This window comes from Micromonospora psammae (assembly GCF_036902725.1).
Classification (GTDB): Bacteria; Actinomycetota; Actinomycetes; order Mycobacteriales; family Micromonosporaceae; genus Micromonospora.
In genome coordinates this window covers 109634-132241 of sequence record NZ_JBAKHM010000014.1, presented here as the reverse complement: position 1 = coordinate 132241, position 22608 = coordinate 109634, and the positions used below count along the sequence as shown (strand labels likewise).

General features: G+C 73.0%; 20 protein-coding genes. 6 read left to right on the top strand and 14 right to left on the bottom strand.

Translation table 11 applies throughout. The features are described 5' to 3' along the window. Window positions 1-11: 11 nt before the first annotated feature. The 3 genes from zwf to pgl all read left to right on the top strand — a co-directional run bounded on the left by zwf (window position 12) and on the right by pgl (window position 3478). On the top strand, window positions 12-1553 hold the full coding sequence (gene zwf / locus V6U79_RS18150; protein ID WP_334522797.1) for a glucose-6-phosphate dehydrogenase: 1542 nt from the start codon (window positions 12-14) through the stop codon (window positions 1551-1553). Window positions 1554-1611: 58 nt separating this feature from the next. Further along, the gene (locus V6U79_RS18145) at window positions 1612-2628 is read left to right on the top strand and encodes a glucose-6-phosphate dehydrogenase assembly protein OpcA (RefSeq protein ID WP_334522766.1); all 1017 of its coding nucleotides are present in this window, start codon (window positions 1612-1614) and stop codon (window positions 2626-2628) included. Between the two features lie 79 nt (window positions 2629-2707). Next, window positions 2708-3478, top strand: a complete 771-nt coding sequence (pgl, locus tag V6U79_RS18140; RefSeq protein ID WP_334615268.1) for a 6-phosphogluconolactonase — start codon at window positions 2708-2710, stop codon at window positions 3476-3478. A 49-nt stretch (window positions 3479-3527) separates the two neighbouring features. Here pgl and V6U79_RS18135 read toward each other — a convergent pair whose 3' ends face one another. The 8 genes from V6U79_RS18135 to rapZ form a co-directional block, all read right to left on the bottom strand. Next, a complete protein-coding gene (locus V6U79_RS18135) occupies window positions 3528-3878 on the bottom strand; it encodes an RNA polymerase-binding protein RbpA (RefSeq protein WP_334522760.1) in 351 nt (116 codons plus the stop codon). A 137-nt stretch (window positions 3879-4015) separates the two neighbouring features. Further along, a complete protein-coding gene (secG, locus tag V6U79_RS18130) occupies window positions 4016-4270 on the bottom strand; it encodes a preprotein translocase subunit SecG (RefSeq protein WP_334615267.1) in 255 nt (84 codons plus the stop codon). A gap of 95 nt (window positions 4271-4365) precedes the next feature. Further along, window positions 4366-5157 carry a triose-phosphate isomerase gene (tpiA, locus tag V6U79_RS18125; protein WP_334522754.1) on the bottom strand — a complete coding sequence of 264 codons (792 nt, stop codon included), beginning with the start codon at window positions 5155-5157 and terminating at the stop codon, window positions 4366-4368. Continuing rightward, a complete protein-coding gene (locus V6U79_RS18120) occupies window positions 5157-6356 on the bottom strand; it encodes a phosphoglycerate kinase (protein ID WP_334522751.1) in 1200 nt (399 codons plus the stop codon). The genes tpiA and V6U79_RS18120 overlap by 1 nt, the downstream gene beginning before the upstream one ends. Beyond that, window positions 6353-7357: a type I glyceraldehyde-3-phosphate dehydrogenase gene (gene gap / locus V6U79_RS18115; RefSeq protein WP_334615266.1), complete on the bottom strand. Its 1005-nt coding sequence runs from the start codon at window positions 7355-7357 to the stop codon at window positions 6353-6355. Before gap ends, V6U79_RS18120 begins: the two co-directional genes overlap by 4 nt. A 263-nt stretch (window positions 7358-7620) precedes the next feature. Then, a complete protein-coding gene (gene whiA / locus V6U79_RS18110) occupies window positions 7621-8601 on the bottom strand; it encodes a DNA-binding protein WhiA (RefSeq protein ID WP_076467662.1) in 981 nt (326 codons plus the stop codon). Window positions 8602-8655: 54 nt separating this feature from the next. Next, complete coding sequence (locus tag V6U79_RS18105; protein WP_334615265.1) at window positions 8656-9618, bottom strand: gluconeogenesis factor YvcK family protein; 963 nt, start codon at window positions 9616-9618, stop codon at window positions 8656-8658. Continuing rightward, window positions 9615-10475, bottom strand: a complete 861-nt coding sequence (gene rapZ / locus V6U79_RS18100) for an RNase adapter RapZ (RefSeq protein WP_442933290.1) — start codon at window positions 10473-10475, stop codon at window positions 9615-9617. Before rapZ ends, V6U79_RS18105 begins: the two co-directional genes overlap by 4 nt. Window positions 10476-10808: 333 nt before the next feature. Here rapZ and recQ point away from each other — a divergent pair, with 333 nt between their 5' ends. Next, window positions 10809-12653: a DNA helicase RecQ gene (gene recQ, locus V6U79_RS18095; protein ID WP_334615264.1), complete on the top strand. Its 1845-nt coding sequence runs from the start codon at window positions 10809-10811 to the stop codon at window positions 12651-12653. A 48-nt stretch (window positions 12654-12701) separates the two neighbouring features. On the opposite strand, the gene uvrC is transcribed toward recQ, so the two are convergent. The 4 genes from uvrC to rsgA form a co-directional block, all read right to left on the bottom strand. Then, window positions 12702-14645, bottom strand: coding sequence for an excinuclease ABC subunit UvrC (uvrC, locus tag V6U79_RS18090; protein ID WP_334522738.1), 1944 nt, complete (start codon window positions 14643-14645; stop codon window positions 12702-12704). Between the two features lie 95 nt (window positions 14646-14740). Next, window positions 14741-15226, bottom strand: coding sequence for a Rieske (2Fe-2S) protein (locus V6U79_RS18085; RefSeq protein WP_334615263.1), 486 nt, complete (start codon window positions 15224-15226; stop codon window positions 14741-14743). 161 nt (window positions 15227-15387) lie between these two features. Beyond that, entirely contained in the window at window positions 15388-18333 is a 2946-nt protein-coding gene (gene uvrA / locus V6U79_RS18080) for an excinuclease ABC subunit UvrA (RefSeq protein WP_334522734.1), read from the bottom strand. A gap of 171 nt (window positions 18334-18504) precedes the next feature. Next, window positions 18505-19557: a ribosome small subunit-dependent GTPase A gene (gene rsgA, locus V6U79_RS18075; RefSeq protein WP_334615262.1), complete on the bottom strand. Its 1053-nt coding sequence runs from the start codon at window positions 19555-19557 to the stop codon at window positions 18505-18507. Between the two features lie 177 nt (window positions 19558-19734). Here rsgA and V6U79_RS18070 point away from each other — a divergent pair, with 177 nt between their 5' ends. Both V6U79_RS18070 and V6U79_RS18065 read left to right on the top strand, forming a co-directional pair. Further along, window positions 19735-20451 carry a maleylpyruvate isomerase family mycothiol-dependent enzyme gene (locus V6U79_RS18070; RefSeq protein WP_334522729.1) on the top strand — a complete coding sequence of 239 codons (717 nt, stop codon included), beginning with the start codon at window positions 19735-19737 and terminating at the stop codon, window positions 20449-20451. Window positions 20452-20459: 8 nt separating this feature from the next. After that, on the top strand, window positions 20460-21113 hold the full coding sequence (locus tag V6U79_RS18065; protein WP_334522727.1) for an MBL fold metallo-hydrolase: 654 nt from the start codon (window positions 20460-20462) through the stop codon (window positions 21111-21113). A gap of 16 nt (window positions 21114-21129) precedes the next feature. On the opposite strand, the gene V6U79_RS18060 is transcribed toward V6U79_RS18065, so the two are convergent. Then, a complete protein-coding gene (locus tag V6U79_RS18060) occupies window positions 21130-21747 on the bottom strand; it encodes a DedA family protein (protein ID WP_334522724.1) in 618 nt (205 codons plus the stop codon). Window positions 21748-21837: 90 nt separating this feature from the next. Beyond that, window positions 21838-22521 (bottom strand): class I SAM-dependent methyltransferase, encoded by a 684-nt coding sequence (locus V6U79_RS18055; RefSeq protein WP_334615261.1) that lies wholly within the window; start codon window positions 22519-22521, stop codon window positions 21838-21840. Window positions 22522-22608: the final 87 nt, after the last annotated feature.

Below are 22608 nucleotides of genomic sequence, written 5' to 3'. Positions count from 1 at the left end.
CGATGGACGACATGGACAGGACCCAGCGAGGAGGCGGCGTGAATCCGCTGCGCGACGTGCAGGACCGGCGGCTGCCGCGGATCCCGGAGCCGTGCGCTCTGGTGATCTTCGGGGTGACCGGTGACCTGGCGCGCAAGAAGCTGCTGCCGGCGGTCTACGACCTGGCCAACCGAGGGCTGCTGCCGCCCGGTTTCGTGGTGCTGGGCTTCGCCCGGCGGGACTGGGGCGACGGCGACTTCGAGTCGCTGGCCCACGAGGCGGCGAAGAAGCACGCCCGCACCCCCTGGCGGGAGGAGGTCTGGTCGCGGCTCGCCGGCAACATCAAGTTCGTCGGTGGCTCGTTCGACGACGACGCCGCCTTCGACCAGCTCGCCACCACCCTGGACGAGCTGCGCGACACCCACGGCATCCACGGCAACGCCGCGTTCTACTTCTCCATCCCCCCGGCGGCGTTCCCGGTGGTGCTCAAGCAGCTGGCCCGCACCGGAATGGCCGACAACGCCAAGTCCGGTGGCTGGCGGCGGGTGGTCGTGGAGAAGCCGTTCGGCAACGACCTGCCGTCGGCCAAGAAGCTCAACGACCTCGTCGACGACGTCTTCACCAGCCAGGACGTGTTCCGGATCGACCACTACCTGGGCAAGGAGACGGTCCAGAACATCCTGGCCCTGCGGTTCGCCAACAACCTGTTCGAGCCGCTCTGGAACTCCAAGTACGTCGACTCGGTCCAGATCACCATGGCCGAGGACGTCGGCATCGGCACCCGGGCCGCCTTCTACGACTCCGTCGGCACCGCCCGTGACGTGCTCCAGAACCACCTGCTCCAGCTGCTCGCCCTGGTGGCGATGGAGGAGCCGACCAGCTTCGACGCCGACGAGATCCGGGCCGAGAAGCTGAAGGTGCTCAAGGCGATCACGCTGCCGAAGGACATCCAGCGGGACACCGTGCGCGGCCAGTACCTGCCCGGCTGGGTGGGCGGCGAGCGGGCGCTGGGCTACCTCGAGGAGGAGGGCGTACCCGAGGGCTCGACCACCGAGACCTACGTCGCCGTCGAGCTGGGCATCCAGAACCGGCGCTGGGCGGGCGTGCCCTTCTACATCCGGGCCGGCAAGCGGCTGCCCCGCCGGGTCACCGAGGTGGCCATCATGTTCAAGAAGGCGCCGCACCTGCCGTTCAACCCCGCCGACATGGAGTCGCTCGGCAACAACCAGCTGGTCATCCGGGTGCAGCCGGACGAGGGCGTGGTGCTCAAGTTCGGCTCCAAGGTGCCCGGCACCACGATGGAGGTCCGCGACATCGCGATGGACTTCCAGTACGGCGAGGCGTTCACCGAGTCCAGCCCCGAGGCGTACGAACGGCTGGTGCTGGACGTGCTGATCGGCGACCGGACGCTCTTCCCCGACGCCGCGGAGGTCGAGCAGAGCTGGCAGGTGGTCGACCCGCTGGAGCACGCCTGGGAGGGCACCAGGCCGGAGCCGTACCGGGCCGGCGAGTGGGGTCCGCGGGCGGCCGACGAGATGCTGGTCCGCGAGGGCCGCGCCTGGCGGCGGGCATGAGTGGACACGGCGACAAGACCATCGTGAGCGGGCGAAGCGAGCGGACCGGGAGGCTCCAGTGATCGGCCTGTGGGACACCACCGGAAACGAGGTGGTCAAGGCGCTCGCCGCCGAACGGCGCAGCGCGGGTGGGGTGGCCAGCGGCATGGCGCTCACCCTGATCGTCGTGGTGGACGAGAAGCGGGTTCGCGAGGCGGAGGCGGCGGCGACCATCGCCGCCGCCGCCCACCCGTGCCGGCTGCTCGTCGTCGTCCGCACCGAGGTCGAGCGGGAACGCAACCGGCTGGACGCGGAGATCGTCGTCGGCGGCCGACTGGGCCCCGGCGAGGCGGTGGTGACCCGGATGTACGGCCGGCTCGCCCTGCACGCGGAGTCCGTGGTGATGCCGCTGCTGGTGCCGGACGTGCCGGTGGTCACCTGGTGGCACGGCGAGCCGCCGGCCGAGATCGCCACCGACTTCCTCGGCGTGGTCGCCGACCGGCGGATCACCGACGCCGCACAGGCCGCCGACCCGATCGAGGCGCTGCGCCAGCGGGCCCGGGACTACGCCCCGGGCGACACCGACCTGGCCTGGTCCCGGATCACCCCGTGGCGCACCCTGGTCGCCGGGGCGTTCGACACCACCGCGGCGCGGGTCTGCGAGGCGACCGTGGTCGCGCCGCGCACCGACCCGACCGCCGCGCTGATGCGCGGGTGGCTGGCCGCCCGGCTCGGCATCGAGCCGCAGTGGCAGCACACCGACGAGTTCCCCCGGATGCGCGAGGTGCAGCTGCGCTGCGCCAACGGCGACGAGCTGACGCTGACCCGCGAGGAGAGCATGGCGACGTTCCGGCGTACCGGCCAGGACGATCGGGTGCTGCCGCTGGTGCGTCGTCCGCTCGGCGACGAGCTGGCCGAGGAGCTGCGCCGGCTCGACGCCGACCAGGTGTACGCCGAGGCGCTGGGCGCCGCGTCGGGCCTCACCGGCCTCGACCAGCGCCCCGGTCAGCGGGTGCACGTCTGGAAGGACCCGGCTACCGCGCAGCGGGCCGAGGCCGGGGTGACCGCGCACGCCGAGACGAGCGCGGGGCGCTGAGCACCGCATCGGCTGGGCCGGCCGGCCCCCGGGGACGACGAACAGGGACCGCGACGGTCCGGAGACGAAGGCACAACAGATGAGTGAGGCGAGTGTCGCCGTACACGCCGATCCCGACCTGCTGGCGCAGGCGGTGGCGGCCCGGTTGGTGGTGAAGCTGCTCGACGCGCAGGCGGACCGGGGTCAGGCGTCGGTGGTGCTGACCGGCGGGCGGATCGCGGCGGCGGTGTACCGGGCGGTGGCCGCGTTGCCGGCCCGGGACGCGGTCGACTGGTCCCGGGTGGACGTGTGGTGGGGCGACGAGCGTTTCCTGCCGGCCGGCGACCCGGAGCGCAACGAGACGCAGGCCCGGGCGGCGCTGCTGGACGTGGTGCCGCTGGACCCGGCGCGGGTGCACCCCATGCCGGCGGCCGACGGCCCGGCCGGGTCGGACCCGGAGTCGGCGGCGGCCTTCTACGCCGAGGAGCTGGCCCGGGCCGCGCGCCCCGGCCACGCCGCGCTCCCCCACTTCGACGTGCTGATGCTGGGGGTCGGGGAGGACGGGCACGTGGCGTCGGTCTTCCCGGAGCACCCGGTGCACCACGACAACCGGCCGGTCAGCGCGGTCCGCGGCAGCCCCAAGCCACCGCCGCTGCGGACCACCCTCACCCTGTCGGCGATCAACACCGCCGAGGAGGTCTGGTTGGTGGCCGGCGGGGCCGACAAGGCCCGCGCGGTGGGCATGGCGCTGGCCGGCGCGGGTCCGGTGCAGGTGCCGGCCGCCGGCGCGCGGGGCGTGTCCCGCACCCTCTGGCTGCTCGACCGGGCGGCGGCGGCCGACGTCCCGCCGCGCTCCCGCAGCCTGCGCTGACGTGCGAGGCCGGGCCCCTGTCGACGCCAGCGTCGGCCGGGGGCCCGGCTCAGCTTCCGGGGGTGGCGCGTCGCTCGCGCAGCGCGGCGAGCGCCTCGGCGAGGATGGCCTCACCCTCGGCCTCGCTGCGCCGCTCCTTCACGTACGCCAGATGGGTCTTGTAGGGCTCGGGGCGGACCCGGCCCGGCGGGTTCTCGGCGTCCCGCCCGGCCGGCAGGCCACAGCGCGGGCAGTCCCAGACCGGCGGTTCCTCGGCATCGACCGCCACCTGGATCTCGGTGGCGTGGTCGTTGCGACACCAGTAGGTCACCGCGCGGCGCGGCGCCGGCGCGTACCGCTCGGCGGGCCGTTCCGGGCCGGACCCGATCCGCGAGCCACGGATGACGTTGCCACTGGGCACGGCTCGCTCCTGTCGTCGGCGGGGACCGCCACCCGGGAGGTGGGCGGCGGCGACGGTGCAGCGGAGTGGGGCGAACGAAACTGCGCGCGGCCCGTCGTGACGGACCGCGCGCAGATTGTACGACGTGAGGGGACCGCTCAGGTGTTGACCTGGAGCCGGAGCCACAGGCCCAGCCCGACGATGCAGGCGAACCAGACGATGCTCACCAGCACGGTGTAGCGGTCCAGGTTCTTCTCGGCCACCGACGAGCCGGCCAGGCTGGAGCTGACCCCGCCGCCGAACATGCTCGACAGCCCGCCGCCCTTACCCCGGTGCAGCAGGATGAGCATGGTGAGCAGAACGCTCGTGATGACCAGCAACACGATCAACGTGTATGCGAACCAGATCGGCATGGCTGGGGTCAGTCCTCTCGTAACGATCCTCGCCCGGACAGATCGGGCACGGCGGCACCGACCGGTGGACGGGCGAAGTCAAGAATAGCGAGCGATCAGCGGGCGGTGTGCTCCGGGAACCGGCAGATCTTCGCGAACTCCTCGGCGTCCAGGCTGGCGCCGCCGACCAGGGCCCCGTCGACGTCCGGCTTGGCCATGATCGCCGCGATGTTCGACGACTTGACCGAGCCGCCGTAGAGGATCCGGACCTGGTCCGCGGTGCCCTGGTCGAACGCGTCGGCCAGGCGCCGCCGGACCGCCTCGCAGACCTCCTGGGCGTCCTCCGGGGTTGCCGTCTTGCCGGTGCCGATCGCCCAGACCGGCTCGTAGGCGATGACGACCTTGCGGACCTGCTCGGCGGTGAGCCCGTGCAGGGCCCCATCCAGCTGGTCCGAGCAGTGCGCCACATGCCCGCCCTGCTCGCGGACGTCGAGCCCCTCACCCACGCAGATGATCGGGGTCAGCCCGTGGGTCAGCGCCGCCGTGACCTTGGCGTTGACCACGCCTTCGGTCTCGTGGTGGTAGGCCCGCCGCTCGGAGTGCCCCACCACGACGTACGAGCAACCCAGCTTGGCCAGCATCGGGCCGGAGATGTCCCCGGTGTAGGCCCCCGACGCGTGCGGCGACAGGTCCTGCGCGCCGTAGCCGATCTTCAGCTTGTCGCCGTCCACCGCGGTCTGCACGGTCCGCAGGTCGGTGAAGGGCGGCAGCACCACCGTCTCGACGTCGGTGAGCTGCTTCTCGTTCAGGCTCGCGGCCAGCTTCTGCACCAGCAGGTTGGCCTCGAGGTGGTTGAGGTTCATCTTCCAGTTGCCGGCCATCAGCGGCCGGCGGGTGGTGCTCGCCATCAGTTCTCCAGGGCCGCGATGCCGGGGAGGGTCTTGCCCTCCAGGTACTCCAGGGAGGCGCCACCGCCGGTGGAGATGTGGCCGAACGCGGACTCGTCCAGGCCCAGGGCACGGACCGCCGCCGCGGAGTCGCCGCCACCGACCACCGTGAACGCGCCGGACCCGGCGATCGCCTCGGCGACCCCGCGGGTGCCGTTGGCGAAGGCCGCCATCTCGAACACCCCCATCGGGCCGTTCCAGAAGATCGTCTTCGCGCCCTTGACCGCGGCGGCGAACCCGGCCACCGTCTTCGGGCCGATGTCCAGCCCGACCCGCTTGCTCGGGATGCCGTCGGCCGGCACGGTGTCGTGCGCGGCATCCGGGGCGAAAGCGTCCGCGGCCACCACGTCGACCGGGAGCAGGATCTTCCCGCCGGAGCGCTCCATCAGGTTGCGGCAGGTCTCGACCATCTCCTGCTCCAGCAGCGAGCTGCCCACCTCGTGGCCCTGGGCCTTGAGGAAGGTGAAGCACATCCCGCCGCCGATGAGCAGCCGGTCCACCGTCGGCAGCAGCGCCTCGATGACCGCCAGCTTGTCGGAGACCTTGGAGCCGCCGAGCACCACCACGTACGGGCGCTCCGGCTCACCGGTCAGCTTGGAGAGCACCTCCACCTCGCGCAGCACCAGCCGGCCGGCGAAGCGCGGCAGGCGGGCCGGCACGTCGTACACGCTGGCGTGCTTGCGGTGCACCGCGCCGAAGGCGTCGTCGACGTACGCGTCGCCGAGCGCGGCGAGCTGGTCGGCGAACGCGCCCCGCTCGGCATCGTCCTTACTGGTCTCCCCCTTGTTGAACCGGAGGTTCTCCAGCAGGGCGACCTGACCGTCGGCCAGCGCGTCCACCGTGGAGCGCGCGGACTCGCCGACGGTGTCCTCGGCGAAGTGGACCGCCGTGCCGAGCAGCTCACCGAGCCGCCCGGCGACCGGGCGGAGGCTGAACTGCGGGTCCGGCGCGCCCTTCGGGCGGCCCAGGTGGGAGAAGACCACCACCTTCGCGCCGGCGGAGACCAGCGCCGTCAGCGTCGGCAGCACGGCCCGGATCCGGCCGTCGTCCGTGATCGCTCCGGTCTGCTTGTCGAGCGGGACGTTCAGGTCGGCGCGCACCAGCACGCGCCGACCCGACACCCCCTCGGCGAGCAGGTCGTCGAGGGTACGGATGCTCACAGCGACTGACCCACCAGCTTGACCAGGTCGACCAGGCGGTTGGAGTAGCCCCACTCGTTGTCGTACCAGCCGACGACCTTGACCTGGTTGCCGACGACCTTGGTCAGCGGCGCGTCGAAGACGCACGACGCCGGGTCGGTGACGATGTCCGAGGAGACGATCGGGTCCTCGTTGTAGACCAGGATGCCCTTGAGCGGGCCGTCGGCGGCGGCCTTCATCGCGGCGTTGACCTCGTCCACGGTGGTCTCCCGACCCACGTTGACGGTCAGGTCGGTGGTGGAGCCGGTCGGGATCGGCACGCGCAGCGCGTAACCGTCCAGCTTGCCCTTGAGCTCCGGCAGCACCAGGCCGATCGCCTTGGCGGCGCCGGTCGAGGTCGGGACGATGTTCAGCGCGGCGGCCCGGGCCCGACGCAGGTCCTTGTGCGGCGCGTCCTGGAGGTTCTGGTCCTGGGTGTACGCGTGGATCGTCGTCATCAGACCGTGCTGGATGCCGAACGTGTCGTGCAGGACCTTCGCCATCGGGGCGAGGCAGTTGGTGGTGCAGGAGGCGTTGGAGATGATGCTGTGCTTGGCCGGGTCGTACTGGTCGTGGTTGACGCCCATGACGACCGTGACGTCCTCGTTCTTCGCCGGAGCGGAGATGATGACCTTCTTGGCCCCGCCCTCGATGTGCGCCCTGGCCTTGGTGGCGTCGGTGAAGAAGCCGGTGGACTCGATGACGACGTCCGCGCCGACCTCGCCCCACGGCAGCTTCGCCGGGTCCTTCTCGGCGTACGCCTTGATGGTCCGGCCGCCCACGGTGATCTCGTCGGCGGTGGCCTTCACCTCGTGCGGGAGGCGACCCAGGATGCTGTCGTACTTGAGCAGGTGGGCGAGCGTCGCGTTGTCGGTCAGGTCGTTGACCGCCACCACCTCGACGTCAGCGCCGGATGCCAGCACTGCCCGGAAGAAGTTACGGCCGATCCGGCCGAAGCCGTTGATGCCAACCCGGATGGTCACAGGTCCCATCTCCTCGCGTTCTGGTCCGCCGGCGTAAGACCCGGACCGGCGGAGGTGTGTGCGCCGACCGTGGAGCCGGCCGTTGACGGTTCATCTCGGCCACCCCGCCGCGGTCTGTGCGGACCTGACCGCCCGAGGCGGTGTACACGGCGAGGAGTGCCTGTACCGGCCCCCTTGCCGTACGCAGCGACCCTATCCGAGCCTGCGACGCCGCGCCGCGCCGGGTGGAGATCCCGCTCGCATGCTGGCGCCTCACCGTCCCATCAGACCACGAGCATGTCGGGCGTGACGGCAGCTTCGGTATCCGGGATGCCCAGGTCACGGGCGCGCTTGTCGGCGAGCGCCAGCAGCCGGCGGATCCGGCCGGCGATGGCGTCCTTGGTCAGCGGCGGGTCCGCCAGCGCGCCCAACTCCTCCAGGGACGCCTGCCGGTGCTCCAGCCGCAGCCGGCCCGCCGAGGTCAGGTGGTTGGGGGCGTCGTCGGCGAGGATCTCCAGCGCCCGGGTGACCCGGGCGGCGGCGGCCACCGCGGCCCGGGCGGAGCGGCGCAGGTTGGCGTCGTCGAAGTTGGCCAGCCGGTTGGCGGTGGCCCGGACCTCGCGGCGGACCCGGCGCTCCTCCCAGGCCAGCACGCTGGAGTGCGCGCCGATCCGGGTGAGCAGCGCGGCGATCGCGTCACCGTCCTTGACCACCACCCGGTCCACCCCGCGCACCTCGCGGTTCTTGGCGGTGATGCCGATCCGGCGGGCCGCGCCGACCAGCGCCAACGCCGACTCCGGCCCGGGACAGGTGATCTCCAGTGCGCTGGAGCGGCCCGGCTCGGTCAGCGAGCCGTGCGCCATGAACGCGCCCCGCCAGGCCGAGACCGCGCAGCAGACGTTCGCCGCGACCACGTGCGGCGGCAGGCCGCGCACCGGGCGGCCCCGCACGTCGAGCAGGCCGGTCTGCCGGGCCAGGGCCTCGCCGTCCTTGACCACCCGCACGATGAAGTGACTGCCCTTGCGCAGCCCACCGGAGGCGAGCACGTGGATCTCGCTGGGGTAGCCGTAGACCTCGGCGATCTCCCGGCGCAGCCGGCGGGCCACCGCCCCGGTGTCCAGCTCGGCCTCCACCACGACCCGGCCGGAGACGATGTGCAGCCCACCGGCGAAGCGCAGCAGCGCCGCCATCTCCGCCCGCCGGCAGCAGGGCTTGGGCACGTCGACCCGACTCAGCTCGTCCTTGACCGCGGCCGTCATCGCCATTCTGCGCCCCTCCACGGACCGGTACCGGCGTGTCGCCGGTGATTACGTACGTGCTTAACGATCGGCGCCCAGGACAGGCACCAGCGCGGCGCCCAGCGCGGCCGGATCATGGCGGGGAGTGCCGTCGGTGACGGCGACCGGGGCGAGGACCAGCCGGGCACCCAGCGATTCTGCCGCACGCCCCACCGGTTCGGGATCGCCCACCGCCTTCGAATCGGCCAGCACGAAGTCCACCGTGAGCTGCGGAAGGTACCAGTGCAGGGCGGCCAGGTGGTCGGCCACGGAGAGGCCGAGGGTCTCCTTCTCCGCCGCCAGGTTGAGCGTGACCAGCCGACGGGCCGGGCTGGCCACGATCGCCTCGGCCAGGCCGGGCACCAGCAGGTGCGGCAGGACGCTCGTGTACCAGCTGCCCGGACCGAAGATCAGCCAGTCGGCGCCGCCGACCGCGGCCACCGCCTCGTCGCACGCCTCCGGGGCCTCGGGGGTGAGCAGCAGCGACTCCACCCGGCCGCTCGTCACCGCGACCTGGTGCTGGCCGCGTACGGTGCGCACCTCGTCGGGACGCTCCGGGTCGGTGCCGCGCACCCGGGCGGCGATGCCGACCGGCTGGCGGGACATCGGCAGCACCCGGCCGACCGCGCCGAGCATCGCCCCGGCGTGCTCCAGGGCGGCGACCGGGTCGCCGAGCTGCTCGACCAGGCCGCAGAGGATCAGGTTGCCCACCGCGTGCCCGGCCAGCGCGTCACCGGCGCCCCCGGCGAACCGGTGCTGGAAGAGCCCGGCGCTGCGCCGGGTCGCCGGATGGTCGCCGGCCAGCGCCACCAGGGCCTGCCGCAGGTCGCCCGGGGGCAGGCCGCCCCGCTCGGCGCGCAGCCGGCCGCTGGAGCCACCGTCGTCGCCGACGGTGACCACCGCCGTGATGTCGAGGTCGAGCTCGCCGGCGCAGTGCCGCAGCGCCCGCAGCGAGGCGGAGAGTCCGTGCCCTCCGCCGAAGGCCACCACCCTCGTCGCCGTCATTCCCGCCCCAGGTCCCGGTGCTGGGCGTTGGCCGCGAGGCTGGACTGACGCAGCCGGCCCGCCAACTCCTCGGCGATCGCGACGCTGCGGTGCTTGCCGCCGGTGCAGCCGACCGCCACCGTCAGGTAGCGCTTGCCCTCCCGCTCGAAGCCGGCGGTGGTGGCGTTGACCAGGTCGGCGTACGCGGCGACGAAGGCGTCCGCGCCCTCCTGGCCCAGCACGTACGCGCTGACCGCCTCCTCCCGCCCGGTGTGCTCCCGCAGCTCCGGCACCCAGTACGGGTTGGGCAGGAAGCGGGCGTCGAGCACGAAGTCGGCGTCCGGCGGCAGGCCGTACTTGAAGCCGAAGGAGAGCACGGTGACCCGCAGCCGGCGGGCGTCCTCGCCGCCGAAGAGCTCCTCGACCCGGCGGCGCAGCTGGTTGACGTTCAGGTGGCTGGTGTCGATGATCACGTCGGCCTGGTCGCGGGCCTCCTCGAGCAGGGCGCGCTCGACTGCGATGCCGTCGGCCAGCCGCCCCTCCCCCTGCAACGGGTGCGAGCGACGGACGCTCTCGAACCGGCGGATCAGCACCTCGTCGTCGGCGTCGACGAAGACCACCCGGGGCGAGAAGCCCCGCTCCTTGAGCTCCCGGATGGCTCCGGCCAGGTCGGTGGAGAAGGCCCGCGAACGGACGTCCAGCACCATCGCCGTACGCCGGGCCGCCCCGCCGGCCTTCACGGCCAGCTCGGCCATGTCGAGCATCAGCGCCTGGGGCAGGTTGTCGACCACGTAGTAGCCGACGTTCTCCAACGCCCGGGCCACCGTGCTGCGCCCACCGCCCGACAGCCCGGTGACCACCACCAGGGTGGTCTCCACCTCCGCCGTCCCCGTGCCGCCGTCCGGGGCGTGCCCGTCGGTCGTCCGCGCCTCGCTCACCCACTACCCCCAAGCCGTGGCGCCGCGTCCGGTTCGCCCGGGACGCGCGCGGTCAGTCAGCGACTCTATCCCGGCGGACGCCGTCGATCCGTTCCTGCCCGTCCGACCGGTCCCGGTGTCGACCTCGGCGTCCGCTGTCGCCACCGGGGAAGCAGCGACGCCCGGCGCGATATTCCCTCGCCGGCCGGCCGGCGGCGGGCCGCTCCCGCTCCCCCGCGGCCCGGTCCGCTCGGCGTCGGCGGCGGTGTCGGCGCGGGCTCGTAGACTCCCCGGATGACCTCCCCCACCGACCTGCGTACCGAGGACGCCCTCGGGCTGCTCACCCGGGTCTTCGGCTACGACGCCTTCCGCGGCTTCCAGCGGGAGGTCATCGACCACGTGGTGGCCGGCGGCGACGCCCTGGTGCTGATGCCCACCGGCGGCGGCAAGTCGCTCTGCTACCAGATCCCGGCCCTGGTCCGCGACGGTGTCGCGGTGGTCGTCTCGCCGCTGATCGCGCTGATGCAGGACCAGGTGGACGCGTTGACCGCGGTCGGCGTGCGGGCCGGCTTCCTCAACTCGACGCAGGATCTCGACGCCCGGCGGAAGGTGGAGGCGGCGTTCCTCGCCGGCGAGCTGGACCTGCTCTACCTGGCCCCGGAGGCGTTGGGCAGCCGGTCCACCCTCGGCCTGCTCGACCGGGGCCGGATCGCGCTGTTCGCCATCGACGAGGCGCACTGCGTGTCGCAGTGGGGGCACGACTTCCGCCCCGACTACCTGGCCCTGTCGATGCTGCACGAGCGGTGGCCGGCGGTCCCCCGGATCGCGCTGACCGCGACCGCGACCAGCGCGACCCGCGGTGAGATCGCCACCCGGCTCAAGCTGACCGAGGCGCGGCACTTCGTGGCCAGCTTCGACCGACCCAACATCCAGTACCGGATCGTGCCGAAGAAGGAGCCGCGCAAGCAGCTGCTCAGCCTGCTGCGCGACGAGCACCCGGGCGACGCCGGCATCGTCTACTGCCTGTCCCGCGCGTCGGTGGAGAAGACCGCGGAGTTCCTGGTCGCCAACGGGGTCGCCGCGCTGCCCTACCACGCGGGGCTGGACGCGACCACCCGCGCGACCAACCAGCAGCGCTTCCTGCGCGAGGACGGTCTGGTGATGGTGGCGACCATCGCCTTCGGGATGGGCATCGACAAGCCCGACGTCCGGTTCGTCGCCCACCTCGACCTGCCCAAGTCGGTGGAGGGCTACTACCAGGAGACCGGGCGCGCCGGTCGGGACGGCCTGCCGTCGACGGCCTGGCTGGCGTACGGGCTCCAGGACGTCGTGCAGCAGCGGAAGATGATCGAGACGTCGGAGGGCGACCTGGCGCACCGGCGCAACCTCGCCGCCCACCTCGACGCGATGCTCGCCCTTTGCGAGACGGTCCGCTGCCGTCGGGTGCAGCTGCTCGAATACTTCGGCGAGGCCGGGGCGGCCGGCTGCGGCAACTGCGACACCTGCCTGACCCCGCCGGAGACCTGGGACGGCACCGTCGCCGCCCAGAAGCTCCTCTCCACCGTCTTCCGGCTGGACCGCGAGCGCAACCAGCGCTTCGGCGCCGGGCACTGCGTCGACATCCTGCTCGGCCGGCAGACCGACAAGATCACCCAGTACGGCCACGACGCGCTGAGCACCTTCGGCATCGGCACCGAGCTGCGCGAGGCCGAGTGGCGCGGGGTGGTCCGCCAACTGCTGGCCGAGGGCCTGCTGGCGGTCGAGGGCGACTACGGCACGCTGGCGCTGACCGAGGCCAGCGCCGACGTGCTGGGCCGCCGCCGCACGGTGACCATGCGACGGGAGCCGGAGAAGCCGGCGTCGGGCCGGTCGGTCAAGCCCCGCGGGGCGGCCACCGTGGTGGCCGACCTGACCCCGGAGGCCACGTCGCTGTTCGAACGGCTGCGCGCCTGGCGGGCGGCGACCGCGAAGGAGCAGGGCGTGCCGGCGTACGTGATCTTCCACGACGCCACTCTGCGGCAGATCGCGACCGAGGCGCCGGGGTCGCTGGCCGACCTGTCCCGGGTCAACGGCGTCGGGGAGAACAAGCTCGCCAAGTACGGCGAGCAGATCCTCACCGTCCTCGCCGACCCGGCCTGACCGATTGCCCGCTCCCCGCCGCGCAGGTCGCTGTCGACCCGACGCCGGTCAGTCGGTGGCCGGCGTCTTCGCCTCGTCGCCGTCGAGCGCCGCGAGAATGGCCTCGGCGGTGCGCCTGCCCACCCCCGGCACCTCGGTGATCTCCTCGACGGTGGCGGCGGAGAGCCGCTTGAGCGAGCCGAAGTGCCGCAGCACCGCCTTGCGGCGCACCTCCCCCAGCCCGGGGACGTCGTCCAGCGCCGAGGAGGTCATCCGCTTGGAGCGCCGCTGCCGGTGGAAGGTGATGGCGAAGCGGTGCGCCTCGTCGCGGACCCGTTGCAGCAGGTAGAGCCCCTCCGAGGTGCGCGGCAGGATGACCGGGAACTCGTCGTCGGGGAGCCAGACCTCCTCCAGCCGCTTGGCCAGGCCGCAGAGCGCCACGTCGTCGATGCCCAAATCGGCGAGGGCCTGGGCGGCCGCGGCGACCTGCGGGGCGCCACCGTCGACCACCACCAGCTGGGGCGGGTACGCGAACCTGCGCGGCCGGCCGGTGGTCGGGTCGATGCCGGGCCGGTCCGGGTCACCGGCGGTCTCCTCGCCGATCTCCCCGCTCTCGGCCCGCGCGTCCAGGTAGCGGGCGAAGCGGCGGCGCAGCACCTCGGACATCGCGGAGAGGTCGTCGGTGGCGCCCCGGACGATGAACCGCCGGTACTCACTCCTGCGGGCGAGGCCGTCCTCGAAGACCACCATGCTGGCGACCACGTCGGTGCCCTGGATCTGCGACACGTCGAAACACTCGATGCGCAACGGCGCGGTGCGCATACCGAGGGCGTCGCTGATCTCGTCGAGCGCCCGGCTCCGGGTGGTCAGGTCGCTGCCCCGCTTGAGCTTGTGCCGGGCCAGCGCGTCCCTGGCGTTGCGCTCCACCGTCTCCAGCAGCGACTTCTTGTCACCGCGCTGCGGCACCCGCAGGCTGACCCGGCTGCCCCGGTGGTGGGAGAGCCAGTCGGCAAGGGCGTCGGCGTCGGCCGGCAGCTCCGGGACGAGCAGCTCGCGGGGCACGTCCGCCTCGCCCTGCTCACCGCCGTAGACCTGGGTGCAGAAGTGGTGCACCAGGTCGCCGGTGCTCAGCTCCTCGGTCTTCTCCACCACCCAGCCGCGCTGGCCACGGACCCGACCGTCGCGGACGTGGAAGACCTGCACGGCGGCCTCGAGCGGGTCGTCGGCGAAGGCCACCACGTCGGCGTCGGTGCCGTCGCCGAGCACCACGGTCTGCTTCTCCAACGCCCGACGCAGCGCCGCCACGTCGTCGCGCAGCCGGGCGGCCCGCTCGAACTCCAACTGCTCGCTGGCCTCGGTCATCTCCCGTTCCAGCCGGCGGACCATGGTGTCGGTGCGGCCGGCCATGAAGTCGCAGAAGCCGTCGACGATGTCGCGGTGCTGCTCGGCGGAGACGCTGCCGACGCAGGGCGCCGAGCACTTGCCGATGTAGCCCAGCAGGCAGGGGCGGCCGACCTGGCCGGCCCGCTTGAACACCCCGGAGGAGCAGGTCCGCGCCGGGAAGACGCGCAGCAGCAGGTCCAGCGTCTCGCGGATCGCCCAGGCGTGCGAGTACGGCCCGAAATAGCGCACGCCCTTGCGCTTGGCGCCCCGCATCACCTGCAGCCGCGGATATTCCTCGTCGAGGGTGACCGCCAGGTAGGGGTAGGACTTGTCGTCGCGGTAGCGGACGTTGAACCGGGGGTCGTACTGCTTGATCCAGGTGTATTCGAGCTGGAGCGCCTCCACCTCGGTGCCGACGGTGACCCAGTCGACCGACTCGGCGGTGGTGACCATCTGCTGGGTGCGCTGGTGCAGCCCCCACAGGTCGGCGAAGTAGGAGTTGAGTCGGCTGCGCAGGTTCTTGGCCTTGCCGACGTAGATGACCCGGCCGGTGCCGTCGCGGAAGCGGTAGACCCCGGGCTGCTCCGGGATGGTGCCGGGTGCGGGACGGTAGGTCGAGGGGTCAGCCACGAACCAAGACTAGTCCGGGCATCCGACAGGCTCCGGTGAGCGCCGCCACGCGACCGGGTCCGGCACGGTGGCGGCCGCGCCGGACCCGGTGGCGGTCAGGCCAGGCTGATCCGGTCGCCCTGGACCTTGATCGCCTTGGGAGCGAGCGGCCTGGTCGCCGGACCCTGCTTCACCGTGCCGTCGGCGATCGAGAACTTGCTGTTGTGACAGGTGCAGTTGATCGTGCCCCCGTCGACGTTCGACACCGGGCAGTTCTGGTGGGTGCAGATCGGGTCGAAGGCCTTGAACTCCCCCGGGCTGGGCTGGGTGATCACCACGCCCTGGGCGGCGAAGACCGCCCCGCCACCGACCGGGATGTCACTGGTCTTCGCCAGCGAGGACGCGCCCTCGCGGTCGCCGCCCTCGGCGTCGCCGGCCCCGGTCGCGCCCGGGCCGCCGCTGGTCGGCGCGGACACGCCGCCGTCACCGGAGTCGTCACCGCAGGCGGCCAGGACGACCGACGCCCCCACCGCCCCGGCCCCGGCGAGCAGGGCGCGCCGCGTGCGCGCGACGGGTCCGGTCAATACCTGATCGTCACTCATCTCCGGCCTCTCTCTCGGCTGCCGTCGCCGGTCGGTGATCGACGGCCACACATCTGCACACGGATCACTGTGCCCGACGGTTCACCCGTCGCCCAGTCGACACGGAGAAGCGGACGGGCGGACCGGTTTCCCGGCCCGCCCGTCCGCGCGACGTCGCCCGCTCAGCGCGCCCCGGCCGCGACCTTGCGGGTACGCGACTTCGTGGCGCTCCCGTTGGCCCGGGCCGCCCGGGTGGTGGCCGCCTTGGCGCCCTTGGCCTCGCCGTCGAGCTTGAGCACCTGGCGCAGGAACTGCCCGGTGTGGCTCTCGGTCACCTCGGCCACCTCCTCGGGGGTGCCGGTGGCGAGCACCGTGCCGCCCCGGTGGCCGCCCTCCGGGCCCATGTCGATCAGCCAGTCGGCGGTCTTGATCACGTCGAGGTTGTGTTCGATGGTGATCACCGTGTTGCCCTTGTCGACCAGGCCCTCCAGCACCATCAGCAACTTGCGGATGTCCTCGAAGTGCAGGCCGGTGGTCGGCTCGTCGAGCACGTAGACCGTCCGGCCGGTCGAGCGCTTCTGCAGCTCGGAGGCGAGCTTGACCCGCTGCGCCTCACCGCCGGAGAGCGTCGGCGCGGGCTGGCCGAGCCGGACGTACCCGAGGCCGACGTCGACCAGCGTCTTCAGGTGCCGGTGGATGGCCGGGATGGCGGAGAAGAACTCGGCCGCCTCCTCGATCGGCATCTCCAGCACGTCGGAGACGGTCTTGCCCTTGTAGTGCACCTCCAGCGTCTCCCGGTTGTAGCGGGCGCCCTTGCAGACCTCGCAGGGGACGTAGACGTCCGGTAGGAAGTTCATCTCGATCTTGATGGTGCCGTCGCCGGAGCACGCCTCGCAGCGGCCGCCCTTGACGTTGAACGAGAACCGGCCGGGGCCGTACCCCCGGACCTTGGCCTCGGTGGTCTCGGCGAAGAGCTTGCGGACGTGGTCCCAGACCCCGGTGTAGGTGGCCGGGTTGGACCGCGGCGTCCGGCCGATCGGCGACTGGTCGACGCCGACGACCTTGTCCACGTGCTCCAGGCCGGTGACCCGGGTGTGCCGGCCGGGGACCAGCCGGGCGCCGTTGATCTGGTTGGCCAGCACCGCGTAGAGGATGTCGTTGACCAGGGTCGACTTGCCGGAGCCGCTGACCCCGGTGACCGCGATGAGCTGGCCGAGCGGGAAGGAGACGGTGAGGTTGCGCAGGTTGTGCTCCCGCGCGCCGTGCACCACCAGCTCCCGCTCCGGCGTCTGCGGGCGACGCCGCTGCGGCGTCGGGATCGACCTGCGCCCGGACAGGTACGCCCCGGTGACCGACTCGGGGTTCTCCAGCAGCGCCGGCACGGAGCCGCTGTGCACGATCTCGCCGCCGTGCTCGCCGGCGCCCGGGCCGATGTCGACGATCCAGTCCGCGACCCGGATGGTGTCCTCGTCGTGCTCCACCACGATCAGCGTGTTGCCCAGGCCGCGCAGCCGCAGCAGGGTCTCGATCAGCCGGTGGTTGTCCCGCTGGTGCAGGCCGATGGACGGCTCGTCCAGCACGTAGAGCACGCCGACCAGGCCGGAGCCGATCTGGGTGGCGAGCCGGATGCGCTGCGCCTCGCCGCCGGAGAGGGTGCCGGCCGCCCGGTCCAGGGAGAGGTAGTCCAACCCCACGTCGAGCAGGAACTTCAGCCGGGCGTTGATCTCCTTGAGCACCCGCTCGGCGATCATTTTCTGCCGGTCGGTGAGCTCGATGCCGGCGAGCAGCTCGGCCGCCTCGCCGACGGAGAGGTTGCAGACCTCGGCGATGCTCTTGCCGGCCAGGGTGACCGCGAGCACCTCGGGCTTGAGCCGGGCCCCGCCGCAGGCCGCGCAGGGCACGTCCCGCATGTAGCCCTCGTACTTGTCCCGCGACCACTCCGACTCGGTGTCGGAGTGCCGGCGCTCGATCCACTGCACCACGCCCTCGAAGCCGGTGTAGTAGGAGCGCTCCCGGCCGTACTTGTTGCGGTAGCGCACGTGCACCTGGTCGTCGGAGCCGTGCAGGATCGTCTTCTGCGCCCGAGAGGGCAGCGCCCGCCAGGGCGTGTCGATGTCGAAGTGCTGGCTCTCCCCGAGCGCCTCCAGCAGGCGCAGGAAGTATTCCAGGTTGTGCCCGGTGGACCAGGGCTGGATCGCGCCGTCGCGCAGGGTGCGCTCCGGGTCGGGGACGACCAGCTCCGGGTCGACCTCCTTCTTGGTGCCCAGGCCGGTGCACTCCGGGCAGGCGCCGTACGGCGCGTTGAAGGAGAAGACCCGGGGCTCCAGGTCCTCGATCGCCAGCGGGTGGTCGTTGGGGCAGGCCAGGTGCTCGGAGTAGCGGCGCTCCCGGTCGGGGTCGTCCTCGGCCAGGTCGACGAAGTCGAGCAGCACCAGCCCGCCGGAGAGGCCGAGCGCGGCCTCCACCGAGTCGGTCAGCCGCTGCTTGGCGCTCGGCTTGACGGTGAGCCGGTCGATCACCACCTCGATGGTGTGTTTCTCCTGCTTCTTGAGCTTGGGCGGCTCGGTCAGCGGGTGCACCACACCGTCGATCCGGGCCCGGGCGTACCCCTTGGCCTGGAGCTCGGCGAAGAGGTCGACGTACTCGCCCTTGCGGCCGCGTACGACCGGGGCGAGGACCATGAACCGGGTGCCCTCGGCCATCGCGAGCACCCGGTCGACGATCTGCTGCGGGCTCTGCTTGGAGATCCGCTCCCCGCAGACCGGGCAGTGCGGCTCGCCGATGCGGGCGAAGAGCAGCCGCAGGTAGTCGTAGACCTCGGTGATGGTGCCGACGGTGGAGCGCGGGTTGCGCGAGGTCGACTTCTGGTCGATGGAGACCGCGGGGCTCAGGCCCTCGATGAAGTCGACGTCGGGCTTGTCCATCTGGCCGAGGAACTGCCGGGCGTACGACGACAGCGACTCGACGTACCGGCGCTGCCCCTCGGCGAAGATCGTGTCGAAGGCCAGGCTCGACTTGCCCGAACCGGAGAGCCCGGTGAAGACGATCAGGGCGTCCCGGGGCAGGTCGAGACTGACGTCACGCAGGTTGTGCTCGCGCGCGCCACGGATGATCAGTCGGTCGGCCACGGTGCGTGTGCTCCCGGAAGAAGAAAGTGAGGCGGATCTGTCCGCTCAGAGCGAGGTCTGTGCGGTTTTCGAGGCGCATACAAGACGCCTCGGCAACCTTAGCCCCGAGGTACGACAACTTCCCGCGCCACCGCATTCCCCCAGCTCAACCGGCCCCGCGGCCCGCGCCGGTCAGGGGCGGGCGGTCCGCTTCCGGCCGCTGCGCCAGCCGCCCCGGCGCTGCGCGGCCAGCCGGGCCTCGCGCCGGCCGCTCTCGTACGCCACCTCGCGTTGCAGCCGGCGCCAGTGCTCCCACCGGCGGGCGGGCAGCTCCCCGGTCGCCAGCGCCTCCCGCACGTCGCAGCCCGGCTCGGCCTCGTGCCCGCAGTCGGCGTACCGGCAGCCGAGGGCCAGCTCGGCGATGTCGGCGAAGGCGCGGTCCAGCCCGGCCGACCCGTCCAGCAGGCCCACCGCCCGCACCCCCGGGGTGTCCAGCACCGCCCCGCCGCCGGGGACCGGGACGAGCGCCCGCCAGGTGGTGGTGTGCCGGCCCTTGCCGTCCACCCGGCGGATCGCCTGGGTCGGCATGACCACCGCCCCGGCCAGCGCGTTGACCAGGCTCGACTTTCCCGCCCCGGAGGGCCCGACGAGCCCGAGGGTCCGCCCGGGGGCGACGAGGGGCCGCAGCGGCTCCAGGCCGGTGCCCCGCTCGGCGCTGACCGGCAGCACCGGCACGCCGGGCGCCACCGCGGCGAACTGCCGGGCGACCGCGGCCGGATCGGCGGCCAGGTCGACCTTGGTGAGCACGACCAGCGGCCGCGCCCCGGACTCGTGGGCGAGGGCGAGCAGCCGCTCGATCCGGGCGACGTCCGGCTCGGGGTGCACCGGCTCGACGACCGCGACGGCGTCGAGGTTCGCGGCGAGCACCTGGCCGCTGGCGTCCTTGCCGGCGGTACGCCGGACCAGCGCGGTGCGGCGCGGCAGCACGGTCTCGACGGTGACCGGGCCGTCCGGCCAGGTGGCCAGGAGCACCCAGTCGCCGGCGCAGGGCAGGGCGGTCAGGTCACGGGCGGCGGCGGCCAGCACCGCCGGGCCCAGCGAGGCGCGGACGGGGCCGTCCGCGCGGAGCACGGTGCACACCCCGCGGTCGACCCGGGCCACCCGGCCGGGCCGGCGGTCCGGGCGCCGCCGCGCGTACTCCGCCCGCTCGGCGTCGAGGCCGAGGGCGGTCAGATCGATGGTCATGGCATCCTCACGAAGGTCGGACCGGGTGGTGGCGGAACACGCGTGCTGAGACCGGCATTCGTGACCACCCCCTCCGACCTCCGGCGCCGCGTACGCCACCGACGGTAGGGGGCGCGCCGACGCGCCGAAAGCGATTTCCCCGGCGACGGGGCGGCCCCGGACCACTAGGGTCGGAGCGTGACCACTGATCCGCTTCTGCTGACCGGCGAGGTGGACGACGCCACGGCCCGCCTGCTCCGCGCGGCGACCGACCTCGACGCCGCCGACATCGCGGCGCCCTCCCTGCTCCCGGGCTGGACCCGCGGCCACGTCCTGGCCCACCTGGCCCGCAACGCGGACGGCTTCGTCAACCTGCTCACCGCCGCCCGCACGGGTGAACGCATCCCGATGTACGCCAGCACCGCGGCCCGCACGGCCGACATCGAGGCCGGCGCCGCCCGGCCGCCCGCCGCCCACCTGGACGACCTGCGCCGCTCCGCCGAGCGGTTCGCCGAGGCGGTCGCGGCGATGCCGGTGGAGGCGTGGACGGCCACCGTCGAGGCGCGGCTCGGGCCGTGGAAGGCCGCCATGCTGGTCTGGGGCCGGCTGCGCGAGATCGAGGTGCACCACGTCGACCTGGACGTCGGCTACCGGTGCGCCGACTGGCCGGAGGCCTTCTCCCACCACCTGCTCCACGAGGTGACCAACGGCCTCGCCACCCGGGCCGACGTGCCGGCGATGGTGCTGCGCTTCGACGGCAGCCGGCACGAGGTGGTCCTGGGTGACCGGGAGAACGCGCCCCTGGTCACCGGTCCCGTCACCGAGCTGGCCGCCTGGTTGATCGGCCGCAGCAGCGGCGACGTGCTGACCGTCACCCCGGACGGTCAGCTGCCGACCCCACCGGAATGGATATAGCCACCGTCATGAGCTACACCGGAGACGTCTCGCCGGGCGGCGCGCCCGCCGTCCGGGACCTGGACCGGCTCACCGTCACCAAGCTGTCGGTCGGTCCGATGGACAACAACGCCTACCTGCTGCGCTGCCGAGCCACCGGCGATCAGGTGCTGATCGACGCCGCGAACGAGGCCCCCCGCCTGCTCGACCTCGTCGGTGACGGCGGGCTGACCGCGGTGGTCACCACCCACCGGCACATGGACCACTGGGTGGCGCTGGAGGAGGTGGTCGCCAAGACCGGCGCGCGCGTCCTGGTGCACGGCGACGACGCCGACGGGCTGCCCATCGCGGCCGAGACGCTCGCCGACGGCGACACCGTGCCGGTCGGTGACTGCGCCCTGGAGGTGATCCACGTCCGGGGGCACACGCCGGGCTCGATCGCGCTGCTGCACCGCGAACCGGCCGGCACCCCGCACCTGTGGACCGGCGACAGCCTCTTCCCCGGTGGCGTCGGCAACACCGACCAGGACCCGGAGCGCTTCGGTCAGCTCATCGACGACGTGGAGCACAAGCTCTTCGACCGGCTGCCGGACGAGACCTGGTTCTATCCGGGTCACGGCAAGGACAGCACCCTCGGCGCGGAGCGGCCGTCGCTGCCGCAGTGGCGGGCCCGCGGCTGGTGAGCGTTCCCGGCGTCGGTCAGCTCGGCTGGCCGACGCCGGTCAGGGCGCGCAGTCGGCGCCGGGTGCCGAGCAGCACCACCCCGGCCAGCGCCAGACCCACCGCCATCGTGACGAGCAGCGGACTGCCCGGCAGCAGCCCCGCCAGGGACCGGGACGCGGTCCCCAGCGCCAGGTAGAGGCCGGCCCAGAGCGCCGCGCCGACGGTCGCGCAGCCCAAAAACCTCCGGTACGACATCCGCAGCCCGCCCGCGGCCAGCGGCAGCAGGGCGTTGAGGACCGGCAGGAAGGGCGCGATCAGCACCATCCGCCCGCCGCCGGAGCGCAGGACGCTCTCGGCGGCCGCCCAGCGGGACTCGCCGATCCAGCCGCCGATCCGGCTGTGCCGCAGCCGATCGCCGTACAGCCGGCCGGCCAGGAAGCTCAGCGACCAGCCGGCGACGCAGCCGGCGACCACCGCGGCGACGGTTGCCGCCCCGGTGGCCGGGCGACCCGCCGCCACCGCGGCGAGGATCGCGACGTCGCCGGGGACCAGCACCCCGAGCAGCGGCACGGCGTCGAAGAGCATGACCAGCCCCAGCGCTCCCATGAGGAGGATGACGGGCAACTCCCCGACCTGTGCCAACGAATCCAGCATGGCCTGAACGCTATGGCCGCGGCGGGTCGGGCACATCCGGTCCGATCCCCCACCGTCCCCTGAACCCACCTCGGGGTTCAGCCCTGAGCGTCAGCGGGGACGCAGCACCTGGACCCGGCGCACCGGCGAGTCGACGAACGGCTCGGTGGTCGGCACCGGGTAGCTGGCGACGACCTCCAGGGCGTCCGGCGGCACGTGCCCGCGGTCGGGGTCGCCGACGAGCACCTGCGCGCCGCCGGCCACGACCCGACGCAGGAACGGCAGCACCCGCCCGACCAGCGCCTCGTCGTAGAGCACGTCGCCGGCGAGCAGCAGGTCGACGTCGCCGCCGTCGCCCTCGAGCAGGTCGCCCTCGCTCGTGGCGACCGTCACCCCGTTGGCCCGGGCGTTGACCGTGACCGCGGCCAGCGCGTACGGGTCGATGTCGTTGGCGACGACCTGGTCGGCGCCGGCCAACGCGGCGGCGATGGCCACCAGGCCGGACCCGGCGGCCAGGTCGAGCACCCGACGTCCGGCGACCAGTTCCGGGTGGTCCAGCAGGTGGCGGGCGAGCGCCTGCCCGCCGGCCCAGACCGAGGCCCAGTACGGCGGGGGCAGGGTGCGGCCGGCCGCCGCCTCCATCCGGGCCCACCAGACGATCGCGTCCTCGGCCAGGTGCAGCCGGACCTCGGGCACGAACAGGGTGGGCACCAGCCGCAGCCGGTCCAGCCCGTCCCCGGAGGCGGCGATTTCACGCTCCAGAACGGACAACGCCGACGTGCTCGGTGCGGTCACCGGTCGAGTGTGCCGGAGCCGACCGGACGCCGCGCGGGTTTTCCGGCGCGACCCGCGGATGTTTTCGGTTCGCGCCATGCGGCACTT